Genomic DNA, 14397 nt, shown 5'->3' with positions numbered 1-14397 from the left:
TGATCACAGCCTTGCGAGCGGGCGTCCGATTCGCCCGTTACGGCGTCAATAAGGGTTTCGACGCGCCCGGTTCGCCCGGTTCGCGCGCAACTGTGGCGCAGACCACGTTTCTTGAAGGGAACCGCAACCCCCTGATAGCGGTTGTACCCATGTCCCTCACCGCTCACATACCCAGCCACCGGAAGCCCCGCCGCAGCGCCTCGAAGCTCGCGGTCCGCGCCGGAGTTGCCGGTGGCGTCCTCAGCACCCTGGCCATGGCCGGCACGGCGAGTGCCACCCCGTCCTCCGAGGCCGCTCCCGAGACCACTCTCGAAATGCCGGTCCTCAACCTGGACCTGAGTGCCGAGGTCACCTCGGCCGTGGCCAAGGCCGCGGAGAACACCCGCGCCGCCGCCGTCGACGGCGAGGTCAACGCCCTGGAGGAGACCGCCCGCACGGGCGCCGCCGCCGAGGCGAAGCAGGCCAAGGCCGACGCCCAGCAGAAGGCCGACGAAGAGCAGAAGGCGAAGCAGGAGGCGGACCGCAAGGCCGAGGCCGCGCGCGCCAACCGCAGCTCCTCCCGCACCACGCTCGAAGGCAAGTCCTCCTCCGGGGGCTCCTCCTCCACGGGCTCCTCGCAGGGCTCGGGCACCGTCACCGCCCCGGCGACCGGCTCCGCCGCCGCCATCGTGAACTTCGCCCGCGCGCAGGTCGGCAAGGCGTACGTCTCGGGCGGCACCGGCCCGTCCTCGTTCGACTGCTCGGGCCTCGTCCAGGCCGCGTACCGCCAGGCCGGCATCTCCCTGCCGCGCGTCTCGCAGTCGCAGTCCTCGGCCGGTACCTCGGTCTCCCTGAGCGCCCTGCAGCCGGGCGACATCCTGTACTGGGGCTCCAGGGGCAGCGCGTACCACGTCGCCATCTACGTCGGTGGCGGCAAGTTCGTCGGCGCGCAGAACTCCAGCACCGGTATCGTCGAGCGCTCCCTGAGCTACGACAAGCCGACGGGCGCCGTCCGCGTCCTCTGATCCCCCTCCGGTCCTTCCCCGGACCGGACCGTCCGTCACTGGACACATCCCCGCCGTCCCGAGCCGCTCTCGGCGACGCGCGAAAGGCCGGTACTCCCCCGCTCGGGGGTGGAGTACCGGCCTTTCTGCCGTCCCAGGGGCCCCTGGGGGCCCTGGGGGCGCCTGGGTGCCGTCCGGAGCCCTCAGGGTGGGTCCGGGCCCTCCCGCGGGCGGACCCGCACCGTCAGTCGAGAAACGTCGCCGAGGTGATCCTGTTCTTGAAGTTGGCGCTGGCGTTGCCGACGTAGCCCGGGGGAAGCGATCCGATGTAGCCCCCGAGGTTCGGGTCGGTACCGACCTTCCAGGTGTACGTGTCCCGGTTCCGGTAGGACGCGGTGTCGTCGTTGGTCACCCGGTTCATGCCGGCGCAGCCCTCCGGCCCCTTGAAGAGGTCGTTGTAGAAGTTCCAGTCGGACGACATCAGATCGAAGACACAACCGCCGCTGTTCGAGTTGTAGTAAAGGCCGAACTCGCTGGTTTCCAGATAACCGTCCCGCTCCGTGTTGGCGGCCGCCGACCCGGCGGCAACCAGGAGAAAGGCACCCACCGATACCGCGGTGGCGCAGCCGGCGACGAGGCTGCGAAGGGGCTTGGTCATTGCGGATTCCTCCATCTCCAGGGAATTGATTCCGGCCGGGATTAAACCTTCCGGGACACTTCCGGACAAGCTACTTCTCGGCTGATCAGGCCACAACCGCCTTGGCTCGTACCAACCTTGCTGGATTTCCCGGAGCCGACCTAGTCTCTCCGGCGCGCTCCGCCCCTCCTTCACGGCCGCGCCCGCCCATACCGCCGACCGCAAGGGAAACAACCTCGTGCGTGTACGCGAAATATCCGCATTACTCCTCATGTGCATCGCACTGACCGGATGCGAAGGGGGCGGGAAGGTCGAGGGGAAGCACAATGCGACGGCCGCACCCGGACTCGCGGCCGCCCCTTCGCCCATGTCTTCTCTGGCGGCGGCGGACATTCCCTTCTACAAGTGCATGGAACAGCACGGATTGACGCTCGGTTACGGGGACGACGGCGCGCCCCACGTGGAGGACAAGGAGAATCCGGTGTTCGGGGACGCGCAGAAGGCGTGCGCACCGCTCGAACCCTCGCGCGCGGCCGTGCGGGCGACCCCGGAGGAACTCGCCGCCGCGCGCCTGGCGTCCGCGTGCATGCGGGAGCACGGCGTCTCCTGGTACCCGGACCCGGATCCGGTCACGGGCGAGGTGCTGTACCAGGAGCCCGGCGGCACCGCCGAGCAGTGGCAGGCGCTCAGACGGGACCACCGCGACGCGATCCGGGCGTGCTCGCCCCGGCCCGGAGGGCGATGAGGCGGGGGTGGTGAGGCGGGGGCGGTGGCCGGGACGGTGAGCCGGACGGTCAGATCAGCGAGGCCGCGAGCTTGAAGCGCGCGTCGCGCTCCTTCTTGTACTGGGCGAGGGTCTCGGCGTGCTCCTCGACCAACTGCTGCTGATACGCCGACTCGGCGGCCGCCCAGATCCCGACGAGGTTCACCTCGCGCTTGCACGCCACGTCCCTGGTGGCGACCGCGATCGCCTTGGGGCCTCCCTTGTCCTCCTGCAGGCCCAGCTTCTCGATCACCGCGTACGGGGTGGCCACTCCCCCGTACCCGCCCTTTCCCATGCACTCGGACCAGCTCTTCAGAGCGGCCACCACCCGGGAGTCCTCCTGTGCGCGGCTGTGCGCCTGGGAGGCCAGACCGAAGGAGAAGAGCAGGTCGACGCTGCCCTTCGTGGGCGCGTACAGCTTGCGGTACCCCTCCCGCAGGCAGCCGCCGGCCGGCACCTTCTGTCCGCCGATCTCCACTCCGCTGTCCGCCTTGTCGGCTTCTTCCTGGCTCATCGGATCCGGGCCGACCGGCGCGTTCTCCCCCGGCCGGGTACCGAAGAGCACGGCGGACGCGCTCTCGCTGAGCTGCGGCGGAGCCGGCTTCGCGGGACGCGGCACCCCGGAGTCGCCGTCGTAGCCGTAGGCCGCCGCGTGCTCGGGGTCCGCCTCGCCGAACAGGTCCCGGTGCCGGTCGGCCTCCGCTCCGCTGCCCGCCGCGGGCCGCTTCGACGGTGCCTCGTAGCTGAACCCGTACCGGGCCATGCACCGCTCGATCAGCCGGGCCTGTACCGCGTCCATCTTCCGGACCTCGGCGTCCGAGTCCGTGTAGGCGTCCATCGGGAGGGAGATCGACGAGGTCGCGGGGTTCGTCGCGACGGGACCGAGGGCCGGTTCGGCGCCGCCCTTCCCCTTCCCCCCACCGCCGCCGCCGTCCGAGCAGCCCGCCAGCAGGACGGCCGTCGCCGCCAGCAGGGCGGTCGTGAGGGCCGGGCGGCGCGGGGAGGAAGACATCGGTGATTCCTTCGAGATGCGGGGCAATTCCGGTTGCTGCCGTTCGGATTCGGTTCGTCATTGGTGCCGTCGAGGACGCGACTGGAACCGCTCCAGATTTAAGCCGAGTCACCATGCCCGGACAAGCCGCATTCTCAGCCTCCGAACAGGCAAGTGGGCATGCTGAGAGGTGGGTTGTGACCCGGGAAAACACTCTCTAGGATCGCCAGGCGCGTTCGCACGTCATCTCGTCTCCGCGGCGCCCTCATCCATCCCATATCGAGGGAAGCACCCTCTATGCGTAAGCATGTGGCCTTCATACCTGCCGTCGTGACGCTCGCGTTCGCGCTCGGCGCGTGCTCCGGCGGCGGTACGCCCAGGGCGAGCGACAGCCCTCCGCGCAAGGAAAAGGTCCCGCCGCAGACCTCTCCCGGGCCGGTCGACCCGAACGCACTGGCAGCTGCCCGCGCGGAGGCCGCATGCCTGCGCGAGCAGGGCGTCTCCTGGTACCCGGACCCCGATCCGGTGACCGGGGCCTTCGACGACCGGGCCATCACTCCGGAGCAGATGCTCGAACTGAAGTCGAAGCACGTCGATGCCGCCGAGAAGTGCAGGCCGGACCGGGGCTCCAACGGCAGCACCGTACTCGGCGGGTGAGTGAGCTGCGGGACGTCGTGGCGGACACGGGCGTGGTGGATGCGGTCGTGGTGGACGACGGCGTCGTGGATGCGGTCGTAGTGGACGACACCGACACCGACGCCGACGGCGGCCAGGACGGCGCCGGCGGTGCGCGGGACTCCAGCGGCCTCGCGCGCGGGCGGCGCGTGGTGATCGGCGTCGTCGCCGGGGCCGCGCTGATGGCTGTCGGGGGGTTGTTGGCCACCACACTGGTGAAGTCGCCCGCGCAGGTGGCCGCCGAGACCGGACCGCCGGCGCAGGGCGCCCTGACCGCGGTGGTGGAGCGGCGGGTGCTCGCGCAGAAGGTGGTGATGCGCGGGACCGTGGTCGCCGACCAGAGCGTCGAGGTGGCCCCGCAGCCGCGCCCCGGTGAGGGTGCGGGCCCACCCGTCGTGACCAAACTGCCGGTGCGGGCCGGGGACACGATCGCGGCCGGGCAGTTGCTCGCGGAGGTGTCCGGGCGGCCCGTGTTCCCCCTCAGGGGCACCCTGCCCGTCTACCGCGACCTGAAGCCGGGAGCCACCGGAGACGACGTGGCGCAGTTGCAGCAGGCACTGCGGGAACTCGGGCACGGCACCGGCGGCGACCCGAAGGGCGTGTTCGGGTCCGGTACGAAGAGCGCCCTCGCCGCGCGCTACAAGGCCATCGGCTACGACCCGCTGCCCGCGGTGGCGGGTGGCGCGGAGGTACTGAAGACAGCGCGGCAGGCAGTACGGTCGGCCGAATGGGCCGTGGAGGACGCCGAGGCCGGGGCCAGGGCCGCTGCCAGGACAGTGGGCGCAGCCGGGGGCAGGACGGCGACCCCCGAGCCCTCCGCCTCCTCGGGCGCGACGGGTCCGACGGGTCCGACGGGTCCGACGGGTCCGACGGGCGGCGGTAGGACCGCCGGCGGCGCCGACGGCGGTACGGGCGCGTCAACCGGCGCCGGCGAATCGGCCCGGAACCTGGCGCGCGCCCGCCAGGCACTCGCCGACGCCCGGGCGGGGCTGGCGGCGGCGGAGGCCGCCGACGGGCCGATGCTGCCCGCCTCCGAGACCGTGTTCCTCGGGTCCTTCCCCGCCAGGGTCAGTTCCGTCGGCGGCCGTGTCGGCGGCCCCGTCTCCGCGTCGGTGCTCACGCTGTCCGCCGGTGAACTGGTCGTCGAGGCCTACCTCAAGGAGGACAGGAGGCAACTGCTGCGCCCGGGCATGACCGTGGTGGTCTCCTCCGAGGTGGCCGGCACCGACGCCCGGGGCAAGGTGGCCCTGGTGGCCACCGAGCGCTCCACCGGCCAGCAGTCCGAGCAGAACGGCCAGGGCGGGCAGGGTGGTCAGGGCGTCCAGGGCGGCCCTCCGGTCAAGGCGGGCGGGGCCGATGCCGGCTACCGCATGACGGTCCGTGCCGACCAGCCGCTGCCCGCGGCCTTCGCCGGGCAGGACGTCCGGCTGACCATCGAGTCCGCCGCCACCGACGGTGAGGCCCTCGTGGTCCCGGTGACCGCCGTCTCCTCGAGCCCCGACGGCCAGACCCTCGTCACGGCCGTCTCGGCCGACGGTACGCAGCGCCGCATCCCGGTCCGCACCGGCACCAGCGGGGACGGCTACGTGGCCGTGACCCCCGTCCGGGCCGACGCCCTCGCGGTCGGCACCAGGGTCGTCATCGGCGCCGCCCGCAAGGGAACCGGCACGTGAGGTTGCCCCGACCGCGCCGCTCCCGGGCGAGCGGGGAGCCGGAGCCCGGCACCCCCGTCACCCCTGTCACCCCCGTCATCGAGTTCCGCGATGTTGCCCTCACCTATCCCGGGCCACCACCCGTCAAAGCCCTGCGCCCTTGCGAACTAACCGTCCAACGCGGCGAGTTCATCACCATCGTCGGCCCCTCCGGCTCCGGGAAGTCCACCTTCCTCAACGTCGCCGGATTGCTCGACTCCCCCACCAGCGGCCGGTACCTCCTCGACGGGATCGACACCTCCGCGCTCCCCGACCGGGAACGCACCGCCCTGCGCGGCCGCAGGATCGGCTTCGTCTTCCAGTCCTTCCACCTGCTCCCCCACCGGTCCGCCCTGGAGAACATCACCCTCGCCATGCTCTACACCGGAACACCGCGCGCGCAGCGCCTCGTACGGGCCCGCGAGGCGCTGGACCAGGTCGGTCTCGGGCACCGCGCCGGCGCCGTGCCCGGGCGGCTGTCCGGCGGCGAGCGCCAGCGCGTGGCCATCGCCCGCGCCCTCGTCGGACGCCCCTCGCTCCTGCTGTGCGACGAACCCACCGGAAACCTCGACTCCGCCAACGCCGCCTCCGTACTGGGGCTGCTGGACGAACTGCACGACTCCGGGATGACGGTCCTCGTCATCACCCACGACCCCGAGGTGGCCCGGCGCGGCGCCCGGACCGTGACCATCCGCGACGGGCGGCTGCGTACGTGAGCACCGTCCGGCCGACCCGGCTCTCCGTGCGCGACGCACTCGCCGAGGCCGTCGCCGGCATGCTGCGCCGCCCCGGTCGGGCCGTGCTCACCGCCCTGGGCACCGTCCTCGGGGTCGGCAGCTTCGTGGCCGTGCTCGGCCTCACCGCCACCATCTCCTCGCAGATCGACGGCCGGTTCAACGTCCTGACCGCCACCGAAGTGACCGTCGAGGACGTCGCCGGCCAGCAGAGCGAGTTCGCCGGACCCGGGTTTCCCGCCGATGCCGAACAGCGGCTGCGCGCCGTCGCCGGCATCGAGAACGCCGGGGTGCTGTGGCCGGTCCGCCTGGACTCGCGCACCACCCTCGGCTCCCTGCCGTCGGGCACCACCGGGTCCGCCAGCGGCGGGTCCATCAGCGGCGCGTCCGTCGTCGCCGCCTCCCCCGGGGCCGTGGCCGCCCTCGTGCCGACCCTCCAGGAGGGCCGGCTCTACGACGAGTTCGCCGAGCGGAGCCGGCAGCGCGTGGTGGTCATCGGCGGTGGACTCGCGGGCCGCCTCGGCATCACCACCCTGGCCACCCGGCCCGCGCTCTACATCGGCCAGGAGGCCTTCACCGTCGCGGGGATCATCTCCGACGTGCGGCGCAAGCCGGAGAACCTGCTGTCCGTGCTCGTGCCCCGGGCCACCGCCGAGGAACTGTGGGGCCAGCCCTCGCCCGGCACCGCGAGCATGCTGATCGCCACCGAACTCGGCGCCGCCCGCCAGGTCGCCGAGCTCGCCCCGCTGGCGCTGCGCCCCGATCACCCCGAGTACCTCAAGGCCGTACCGCCGCCCGACCCTCGGCTGCTGCGCTCCGGCGTCACCTCCGACCTGAGCGCGCTGTTCCTGCTGCTCGCCGGGATCTGCCTGGTCATCGGCGCGGTCGGGATCGCCAACACCACGCTCGTCGCCGTCCTGGAGCGGACCGGCGAGATCGGGCTGCGCCGCGCCCTGGGAGCCCGGGGGCGGCACATCTCGGCCCAGTTCCTGACCGAGTCCGCGGCGCTCGGCGCGCTGGGCGGCCTGGTCGGCACCTCGCTCGGCGAACTCACCGTGGTCGCCGTGTCCCTGGCGCGCGACTGGACCCCGGTGATCCATCCGCTGACGGTCGCCGCCGCACCGCTCGCGGGGCTGCTGACAGGTCTGCTCGCGGGGCTCTACCCCGCCTGGCGGGCAGCCCGTGTCGAACCTGCCGAAGCCCTGCGAAGATAGCCGGGGCGAGCACGCCCGAGTCACCCCAGGAGGTGGTGTTCCGTGAGCACCAGGCCATCCGACGAAGCTCCCGGCCAAGGCGCCGGCCCCCGCCCGCCCGGCGGCCCCGCCGCCGACCGGGCCGCCTGCTCCACTGCCGGCTCCGCCGACCCGACCGCCGCCCTGGCCGCCGCCGGGCTCGGCCTGCTGGCTCTGAGCGGCTGGCTGCTGAACACCACCCGCCCGTGGCACAAACCCAGCTCCCCGATCACCCTCGGCCTCGACTGGACGGCCTCGGGCACGCTGCTGATCTGCGGGCTGGTCCTGCTGACCCGCTGCATCCGCACGGTCCACTGCGCGGACGAGGCCCCGTACGACCCCGCCGACGAACCCCGCCAGAAGCAGGCGGGCCGCACCGGGGAGGTCCCCCCGGCCCAGCCCGCCTGATCCGTCCGGGCCCCGAGTCCTTCGGGGCCACCTTGGTTCCACCGAGGTGACCATCGGACGAGAAGTTTCCTACCGCCGGTGGTACGTATTAGGTATGAGCAGTCACGTGGCACCCCAGGCCGTCGAGCGGGCTGGCAAGAGATCCGTGTCGCTCGCCCAGTCGTTGATCAAGGAAGTCGAGGAACGCGCGGGCAAAAGCGGGTTCTCCTCCGTTGTGGCCGAAGCTCTGGAGGAATGGCTCGCCGCGCAGAAGCTCCGCGAGGTCGTGACCGCTGACCGCAAGGCGTTCGGCCCCGTATCCGCCGAAGCTCGGCGGCAGGCGGAGCAGGAGTGGTAAGCAAGCGCCTCAAGATCAAGGCGAAGAGCGAGGGCACGCTCGTCCTGGACGCCCAAGGACTTTCACTGCACGTCGACAGTGACGAGGGGATGCGTGCTCGCATCGAGGTCGCTCAGCAGAGCGGCCGACGCGTGGCGCTGTCCGCCCTGACACCCCTGGCGGTGCGTCGAACAGGAGAAGCCGACAAGCGACTCCAGTTCCTGCTGTCCCGGTTCGACGTGAAACCGGTCAACGACGCGGTGACGGACGCCGCAGCGAAACTGCTGGACGCCTCGGGCCTTGACGGACACGAATGCCTCGTGGACGCACTCGTGGTCGCCACGGCCGCACTCTGCACTCCCCCTGTACTCCTCGTCACCCCTGACAAGTCGCACATCCCGGCGCTGTGCAAGGCCGCAGAGGAGCTTCCCGGCTCACCGAAGGTGAAAATCGTCAACGTGTGACGGCCCAACACCACGGGCCGGGCCGGGCCGCTCGACTGTCCAGCGAGCGGCCCGGCCTTGAACGGTCAAGCTCGGGGTGCCACCTTCGAGAGGCCGTTGATGACGCGGTCCATCGCGTCGCCGCCCGTCGGGTCGGTCAGGTTGGCGAGCATCTTCAGGGTGAACTTCATCAGCACCGGGTGGCTGAGACCGCGCTGGGTGGCGATCTTCATGACCTTCGGGTTGCCGATGAGCTTCACGAAGGCGCGGCCCAGGGTGTAGTAGCCGCCGTACGTCTCCTTGAGGACCTTCGGGTAGCTGTGCAGGGTGAGTTCGCGCAGCGCGGTGGTCGCGCGGGAGTGTGCCTGGACGATGACGTCGGCGGCGATCTGGCCGGACTCCATCGCATAGGCGATGCCCTCGCCGTTGAACGGGTTGACGAGACCGCCCGCGTCACCGACGAGCAGCAGGCCCTTGGTGTAGTGCGGCTGGCGGTTGAAGGCCATCGGCAGGGCCGCGCCGCGGATGGGCTGCGTCATGTTCTCCGGGGTGTAGCCCCAGTCCTCCGGCATCGACGCGCACCAGGCCTTGAGGACCTCGCGCCAGTCCAGCTCCTTGAAGGCCGAGGAGGAGTTGAGGATGCCGAGACCGACGTTGGAGGTGCCGTCGCCCATGCCGAAGATCCAGCCGTAGCCGGGCAGCAGCCGGTCCTCGGTTCCGCGCCGGTCCCAGAGCTCCAGCCAGGACTCCAGGTAGTCGTCGTCGTGGCGGGGCGAGGTGAAGTACGTACGCACGGCCACGCCCATCGGGCGGTCGTCGCGACGGTGCAGGCCCATCGCCAGGGAGAGGCGCGAGGAGTTGCCGTCGGCCGCGACGACGAGCGGGGCGCTGAAGGTGACCGGGGTCTTCTCCTCGCCGAGCTTCGCCGTCACACCGGTGATGTGACCGGTGCGGGGGTCGCGGACGGGCTCGCCGACGTTGCAGCGCTCGTACAGGCGGGCGCCGGCCTTCTGCGCCTGGCGGGCCAGGGTCTCGTCGAAGTCGTCCCGCTTGCGGACGAGTCCGTAGTCGGGGAAGGAGGCCAGCTCCGGCCAGTCCAGCTGCAGCCGCTGGCCGCCGCCGATGATCCGCAGGCCCTTGTTGCGCAGCCAGCCGGCCTCCTCGGAGATGTCGATGCCCATCGACACCAGCTGCTTGGTGGCGCGCGGGGTCAGGCCGTCGCCGCAGACCTTCTCGCGCGGGAACGCCGTCTTCTCCAGGAGCAGGACGTCGAGTCCGGCCTTGGCCAGGTAGTACGCGGTGGTCGAGCCGGCGGGCCCGGCCCCGACGACGATCACATCCGCGGAGTGCTCGGAGAGGGGCTCGGTCACGGCGGGGTCTCCCGAAGGCTCGATAAGGGGTGCCCAACGGCACAAGACATGTGCAGTCTATGCAGCGAGAGAGATCACGATCCGAAGGGCTGCCCACTGTGACCACCTCGCCGACCCGGCCGCTCCCCGCCGTCCAGCTCCGTGTGCCCACGGACGAGGACGCGCACGCCTGGTACCGGGTCTTCGACGACCCCGACGTCATGGAGTTCCTCGGCGGACCGGCCGAGCTCTCCTTCTACGAGGAGCTCACCGCGCGGCAGCGGCTGCACGACGCACGGCTCGGCTTCTGCCTGTGGACGCTGCTCGACGGGGAGGGCCAGGTCATCGGCTTCACCGGGGCGCAGCCGTGGCCGGCGGCCAAGGCGTGGGGCCCGGTCGGGGAGATCGAGATCGGGTGGCGGCTGGGTCGCTCCGCTTGGGGCCGCGGCTACGCCTACGCCGCTGCGCTGGCGACTGTGGACCGGGTCCGGGAGGCGGGCGTGGCGCACGTGGTGGCGATGGTCGACGACGCCAACGCCCGCTCGATCGCCGTCGCGGAGCGGCTGGGCATGACGCTGGCGGACCGCTTCCTGCTCCCCGGCGGCACCCGCCACGGCCGGCGCTACGAGCTGACGCTCACCGAGGCGTAGCCCGCGCCTCGAAGGCCGGCGGGGCGGGATTCCCAGCCCCGCCGGACGGAGTCCGGGGCAGCGGCGCGAGCGGCGCGTCAGAAGACGGAGAGGCCGGTCAGGGTCGTGAAGCGGTCCAGGGCGGCGACCGCGGCGACGGAGTTGCCCTGGGGGTCCAGGCCGGGGCTCCACGCGGCCAGCGTGCACGCGCCCGGCACCACCGCCACGATCCCCCCGCCCACACCGCTCTTGCCCGGCAGGCCGACGCGGTAGGCGAACTCCCCCGCCGCGTCGTACGTCCCGCACGTGAGCATCACCGCGTTGATCTGCTTCGCCTCGCTCCGCGTGAGCAGCCGCGAGCCGTCCGCACGCAGCCCGTGGCGGGCCAGGAAGCGGCCGGCCCGGGCCAGGTCGGCGCAGGACATCTCGATCGAGCACTGCCAGAAGTAGTGGTCCAGCAGCGTCGGCACCGGGTTGTCTATGTTCCCGTACGAGGCCATGAAGTGGGCCACGGCAGCGTTGCGGTCCCCGTGCTCCTGCTCGGAGGCGGCGACCTCCGCGTCGAAGGCGACGTCCGGGTTCTGGCTCTCCTCGCGGAGGAACCGCAGCAGTTCGCTGCTCGCGTCGCCCGTCAGCGTCTGGAGCCGGTCGGTGACGACGAGCGCGCCCGCGTTGATGAAGGGGTTGCGCGGGATGCCGTTCTCGTACTCCAGCTGCACGAGGGAGTTGAACGGGTTGCCGGAGGGTTCCCGGCCCACCCGCTCCCACAGGCTGTCGCCGCCCTCGGCGAGCGCGAGGGCCAGGGCGAAGACCTTGGTGATGGACTGGGCGGAGAACGGCGTGCGCCAGTCCCCCACCCCGAACACGTTGCCGTCGACGTCGGCGATGGCCATCCCGAACTGCCGGGGGTCGACGGAGGCCAGCGCCGGGATGTACTCGGCGGTGGTACCGCTGCCGACCAGCGGGGCGATGTCGGTGGCGACCTGTTCCAGCAGCGCTTGGTAGTCCATCGCCGGTTCCCTCCCTACCGCTTGACGCCGCGGTGCAGGGCCACGATGCCGCCGCTCAGGTTGCGCCAGGCGACCTGGCCCCAGCCGGCCTTCTGGAGCAGCGCGGCCAGCGCGGGCTGGTCGGGCCAGGCGCGGATGGAGTCGGCGAGGTACACGTACGCGTCGGGGTTGGAGGAGACCGCCCGGGCCACCGGCGGCATCGCGCGCATCAGGTACTCGGTGTACACGGTCCGGAAGGGCGCCCAGGTGGGCTGCGAGAACTCGCAGATCACGACCTGGCCGCCGGGCTTCGTGACCCGGTACAGCTCGCGCAGGGCGGCGTCGGTGTCCTGGACGTTGCGCAGGCCGAAGGAGATCGTGACGGTGTCGAAGACGTCGTCCTTGAAGGGGAGGCGGGTAGCGTCGCCCGCCGTCAGCGGGAGCCAGGGGTTGCGCTTCTTGCCCTCGCGGAGCATGCCGAGGGAGAAGTCGCAGGGCACGACGTACGCGCCGGTCGCGGCGAAGGGCAGCGAGGAGGTGGCCGTGCCCGCGGCGAGGTCGAGGACCAGCTGCCCGGGGCGCGCTCCGACCGCCTTGGCGACCTCCTTGCGCCACAGGCGGGCCTGCCCGAGGGAGAGGACGTCGTTGGTGAGGTCGTAGTTCGCCGCCACACCGTCGAACATGGAGGCGACTTCGTGCGGCTGCTTGTCCAGGGAAGCGCTGGTCACTGGCGTTGGCCCCTCGGGTACGGGTACGGGTGCTGCGGACCGCCGACCGGACAGACGGACGGTCCGGCGGGTGCACCGTCATTCTCGCAGGCCCGCCCTCCCCCGCGCCCGCCCGCCCCGGCCGCCCCGCCCGCGATGGGCGGTACCCGGGCACGTACAGGAGGTGGTCGAGGAACGGTCCGCGCGTGTCACCCGTCACAACAAGCAACGTTCCGAGGTCACGGACGTCTGGTAGGGCGAAGAGGCAGCCCACTTCCGCATGATCATGGAACCAGTCATGACGAAACATCGCACCACATGCCCCACCCCCCGCACATCCGCCCGGGGGCGCCGCCGGCGTGGCCGCCGCCGGCCAGCACGGATGGTGCTCCCGCTGCTGCTCTGCTCGGGCGCCGTCGTCGCGGTGGCTCTGGTGACGGGGCTGCTGCCCCAGGACACCGACCCTCGTGCGAACCTCTCCGCCCCGTCCACGCCGGAGTCCGGGCCGCCCGAACCCGCCGCGCCCGTGACCGTACCCACGCCGTCACCTCCGGTGTCACCGCCCGCCCCGGGCCCGGCCGCGCTCCCCGAGAAGGGGCCCGGCACCTTCCGGGCCGCCACCGCCTCGGGCCCCGTCCACGGTTCCGGCACGGTACGGCGCTACCGCGTCGAGGCCGAGGACGGCACGGGCATCGACCCGGACGAGGCCGCGCGCGCCGTCGACGCCGTCCTGGGCGACCGGCGCGGCTGGATCGCCGATCCCAAGGTCGCGTTCCAGCTGACGGGGTCCGGGCCGGTGGAGTTCACCGTACGGATAGCCACCCCGGTCACCACTGACCGGATGTGCGAGGTGGTGACCACGGAGCTGAAGGGCGAGACGAACTGCCGCGCCGGCCACGAAGTGATCGTCAACCTCCGGCGCTGGCTGCTCGGTTCGCCGCAGTTCGACGGGCCGCCCGCCGACTACCGGGCGCTGATCATCAATCACGAGGTGGGCCACGAGCTGGGCCACGGCCACGAGACCTGTCCCGGACCGGGGCTGCCCGCGCCGGCGATGATGCAGCAGATCAAGGGGCTGCTGGGCTGCCGCTCCAACGCCTGGCCGTTCGACGCGAAGGGGAACTACACGAGGGGCCCGGCCGTTCCCTGAGCCGCGTCGCCCGGGCCCGCGCGCCGACCCGCTCAGCGGCGGCCCGCTCAGCGGCGGCGGTGCAGCAGCCTGCCGCCGATGACCGTGGCCACGCAGGTGGTCGGGCCCCGCTCCAGCAGTTCCGCCGGGCCGGACACGGCGAAGGCCGCGAAACGCGCCGGGGCGCCCGCCTCCAGGACCCCGTGGAACGCCTCATCGGCCGCGCCCCGCCCGGCGAGGGGGTCCAGGGCGGCCGGTCCCTCGTAAGGAGCGGACGGCAGGACGGTGAGTCCGGAGCGGACCACCGCCGTCCGTACGGCCGGGACCGTGAAACGGCCGGCCACCGCGACCACCCCGCGCGCGAGCAGCTTCTGCGTGGCGCGCCGCGCGCTGTTGCCCCAGCGGGCCTCGGTCATCTTGAGGTCGGCCAACGCCTCGGCGCCGCTGATCGGTTCTGTCCCGAGCTCGGTGATCTCGTAGGGGTCGTCCGGGTAGTACGTGCGCTCAAGCAGCTCGTCGCCGCCGCGCACCAGCAGCCCAGGGGTCAGCACCCCGGGCCAGCTGCGGGCCCGCGCGTGCGGATAGGCCGCGGCGAGCTCCTCGTACGGGCCCACGCGGGCGATGCGGTCGCCCTCGACCAGGACCGCGCCGCCGGACAGCGGAGCGGACCCGGCGGACCCTGTGACGAGGAGTTCGGCGGTGTGGATCGTCAGCACGGCGC

The 14397-nt window shown here is 72.2% G+C and carries 17 protein-coding genes; 11 read left to right on the top strand and 6 right to left on the bottom strand.

Annotated elements, in window-relative coordinates:
- The first annotated feature begins 149 nt into the window (after nucleotides 1-149).
- A complete protein-coding gene (locus OG389_RS22355) occupies nucleotides 150-1004 on the top strand; it encodes a C40 family peptidase (RefSeq protein WP_328300245.1) in 855 nt (284 codons plus the stop codon).
- 223 nt (nucleotides 1005-1227) lie between these two features.
- On the opposite strand, the gene OG389_RS22350 is transcribed toward OG389_RS22355, so the two are convergent.
- Nucleotides 1228-1641, bottom strand: a complete 414-nt coding sequence (locus tag OG389_RS22350; RefSeq protein WP_328300243.1) for a hypothetical protein — start codon at nucleotides 1639-1641, stop codon at nucleotides 1228-1230.
- Nucleotides 1642-1987: 346 nt separating this feature from the next.
- Here OG389_RS22350 and OG389_RS22345 point away from each other — a divergent pair, with 346 nt between their 5' ends.
- Nucleotides 1988-2365, top strand: a complete 378-nt coding sequence (locus OG389_RS22345) for a hypothetical protein (protein WP_328300242.1) — start codon at nucleotides 1988-1990, stop codon at nucleotides 2363-2365.
- Between the two features lie 49 nt (nucleotides 2366-2414).
- On the opposite strand, the gene OG389_RS22340 is transcribed toward OG389_RS22345, so the two are convergent.
- Complete coding sequence (locus OG389_RS22340) at nucleotides 2415-3395, bottom strand: hypothetical protein (RefSeq protein WP_328300241.1); 981 nt, start codon at nucleotides 3393-3395, stop codon at nucleotides 2415-2417.
- Between the two features lie 276 nt (nucleotides 3396-3671).
- Between OG389_RS22340 and OG389_RS22335 the strand changes: the two genes are divergently transcribed.
- The 7 genes from OG389_RS22335 (at nucleotide 3672) to OG389_RS22305 (ending at nucleotide 8894) form a co-directional block, all read left to right on the top strand.
- Nucleotides 3672-4031 (top strand): hypothetical protein, encoded by a 360-nt coding sequence (locus tag OG389_RS22335; protein ID WP_328300240.1) that lies wholly within the window; start codon nucleotides 3672-3674, stop codon nucleotides 4029-4031.
- Nucleotides 4028-5722, top strand: a complete 1695-nt coding sequence (locus tag OG389_RS22330; RefSeq protein ID WP_328300239.1) for a peptidoglycan-binding protein — start codon at nucleotides 4028-4030, stop codon at nucleotides 5720-5722. The genes OG389_RS22335 and OG389_RS22330 overlap by 4 nt, the downstream gene beginning before the upstream one ends.
- A 2-nt stretch (nucleotides 5723-5724) precedes the next feature.
- Nucleotides 5725-6456 carry an ABC transporter ATP-binding protein gene (locus OG389_RS22325; protein ID WP_443059446.1) on the top strand — a complete coding sequence of 244 codons (732 nt, stop codon included), beginning with the start codon at nucleotides 5725-5727 and terminating at the stop codon, nucleotides 6454-6456.
- A gap of 59 nt (nucleotides 6457-6515) precedes the next feature.
- Complete coding sequence (locus tag OG389_RS22320) at nucleotides 6516-7688, top strand: ABC transporter permease (RefSeq protein ID WP_443059445.1); 1173 nt, start codon at nucleotides 6516-6518, stop codon at nucleotides 7686-7688.
- Between the two features lie 42 nt (nucleotides 7689-7730).
- Nucleotides 7731-8114, top strand: coding sequence for a hypothetical protein (locus tag OG389_RS22315; protein WP_328300237.1), 384 nt, complete (start codon nucleotides 7731-7733; stop codon nucleotides 8112-8114).
- A gap of 94 nt (nucleotides 8115-8208) precedes the next feature.
- Complete coding sequence (locus tag OG389_RS22310; protein ID WP_147420012.1) at nucleotides 8209-8451, top strand: hypothetical protein; 243 nt, start codon at nucleotides 8209-8211, stop codon at nucleotides 8449-8451.
- Nucleotides 8445-8894 carry a DNA-binding protein gene (locus OG389_RS22305; protein WP_328300236.1) on the top strand — a complete coding sequence of 150 codons (450 nt, stop codon included), beginning with the start codon at nucleotides 8445-8447 and terminating at the stop codon, nucleotides 8892-8894. The genes OG389_RS22310 and OG389_RS22305 overlap by 7 nt, the downstream gene beginning before the upstream one ends.
- Nucleotides 8895-8959: 65 nt before the next feature.
- Here the strand turns inward: OG389_RS22305 and OG389_RS22300 are convergent, their stop codons facing one another.
- Nucleotides 8960-10243, bottom strand: coding sequence for a geranylgeranyl reductase family protein (locus tag OG389_RS22300; protein WP_328300235.1), 1284 nt, complete (start codon nucleotides 10241-10243; stop codon nucleotides 8960-8962).
- 98 nt (nucleotides 10244-10341) lie between these two features.
- Between OG389_RS22300 and OG389_RS22295 the strand changes: the two genes are divergently transcribed.
- On the top strand, nucleotides 10342-10872 hold the full coding sequence (locus OG389_RS22295; protein WP_328300234.1) for a GNAT family N-acetyltransferase: 531 nt from the start codon (nucleotides 10342-10344) through the stop codon (nucleotides 10870-10872).
- A gap of 77 nt (nucleotides 10873-10949) precedes the next feature.
- Here the strand turns inward: OG389_RS22295 and OG389_RS22290 are convergent, their stop codons facing one another.
- Together OG389_RS22290 and OG389_RS22285 are read right to left on the bottom strand one after the other, a co-directional pair.
- Nucleotides 10950-11861 carry a glutaminase gene (locus OG389_RS22290; RefSeq protein WP_328300233.1) on the bottom strand — a complete coding sequence of 304 codons (912 nt, stop codon included), beginning with the start codon at nucleotides 11859-11861 and terminating at the stop codon, nucleotides 10950-10952.
- Nucleotides 11862-11875: 14 nt separating this feature from the next.
- Nucleotides 11876-12568: a demethylmenaquinone methyltransferase gene (locus OG389_RS22285; protein ID WP_328300232.1), complete on the bottom strand. Its 693-nt coding sequence runs from the start codon at nucleotides 12566-12568 to the stop codon at nucleotides 11876-11878.
- A gap of 361 nt (nucleotides 12569-12929) precedes the next feature.
- Between OG389_RS22285 and OG389_RS22280 the strand changes: the two genes are divergently transcribed.
- Nucleotides 12930-13697, top strand: a complete 768-nt coding sequence (locus OG389_RS22280) for a DUF3152 domain-containing protein (protein ID WP_328300231.1) — start codon at nucleotides 12930-12932, stop codon at nucleotides 13695-13697.
- A gap of 47 nt (nucleotides 13698-13744) precedes the next feature.
- On the opposite strand, the gene OG389_RS22275 is transcribed toward OG389_RS22280, so the two are convergent.
- Entirely contained in the window at nucleotides 13745-14392 is a 648-nt protein-coding gene (locus tag OG389_RS22275; RefSeq protein ID WP_328300230.1) for an imidazolonepropionase-like domain-containing protein, read from the bottom strand.
- Between the last annotated feature and the right edge of the window lie 5 nt (nucleotides 14393-14397).

The organism is Streptomyces sp. NBC_00435, from assembly GCF_036014235.1.
Lineage (GTDB): Bacteria > Actinomycetota > Actinomycetes > Streptomycetales > Streptomycetaceae > Streptomyces.
The sequence above is the reverse complement of the archived record's forward strand: the minus strand, read 5'-3'. Positions and strand labels throughout refer to the sequence as shown.

What these genes read in the sequence shown, in the direction of transcription:
- OG389_RS22310 (WP_147420012.1), top strand. Translation starts at nt 8,209, where the DNA reads ATGAGCAGTCACGTGGCACCCCAGGCCGTCGAGCGGGCTGGCAAGAGA.
- OG389_RS22335 (WP_328300240.1), top strand. Translation starts at nt 3,672, where the DNA reads ATGCGTAAGCATGTGGCCTTCATACCTGCCGTCGTGACGCTCGCGTTC.
- OG389_RS22350 (WP_328300243.1), bottom strand. Translation starts at nt 1,641, where the DNA reads ATGACCAAGCCCCTTCGCAGCCTCGTCGCCGGCTGCGCCACCGCGGTA.
- OG389_RS22290 (WP_328300233.1), bottom strand. Translation starts at nt 11,861, where the DNA reads ATGGACTACCAAGCGCTGCTGGAACAGGTCGCCACCGACATCGCCCCG.
- OG389_RS22280 (WP_328300231.1), top strand. Translation starts at nt 12,930, where the DNA reads ATGGTGCTCCCGCTGCTGCTCTGCTCGGGCGCCGTCGTCGCGGTGGCT.
- OG389_RS22355 (WP_328300245.1), top strand. Translation starts at nt 150, where the DNA reads ATGTCCCTCACCGCTCACATACCCAGCCACCGGAAGCCCCGCCGCAGC.
- OG389_RS22345 (WP_328300242.1), top strand. Translation starts at nt 1,988, where the DNA reads ATGTCTTCTCTGGCGGCGGCGGACATTCCCTTCTACAAGTGCATGGAA.
- OG389_RS22320 (WP_443059445.1), top strand. Translation starts at nt 6,516, where the DNA reads ATGCTGCGCCGCCCCGGTCGGGCCGTGCTCACCGCCCTGGGCACCGTC.
- OG389_RS22340 (WP_328300241.1), bottom strand. Translation starts at nt 3,395, where the DNA reads ATGTCTTCCTCCCCGCGCCGCCCGGCCCTCACGACCGCCCTGCTGGCG.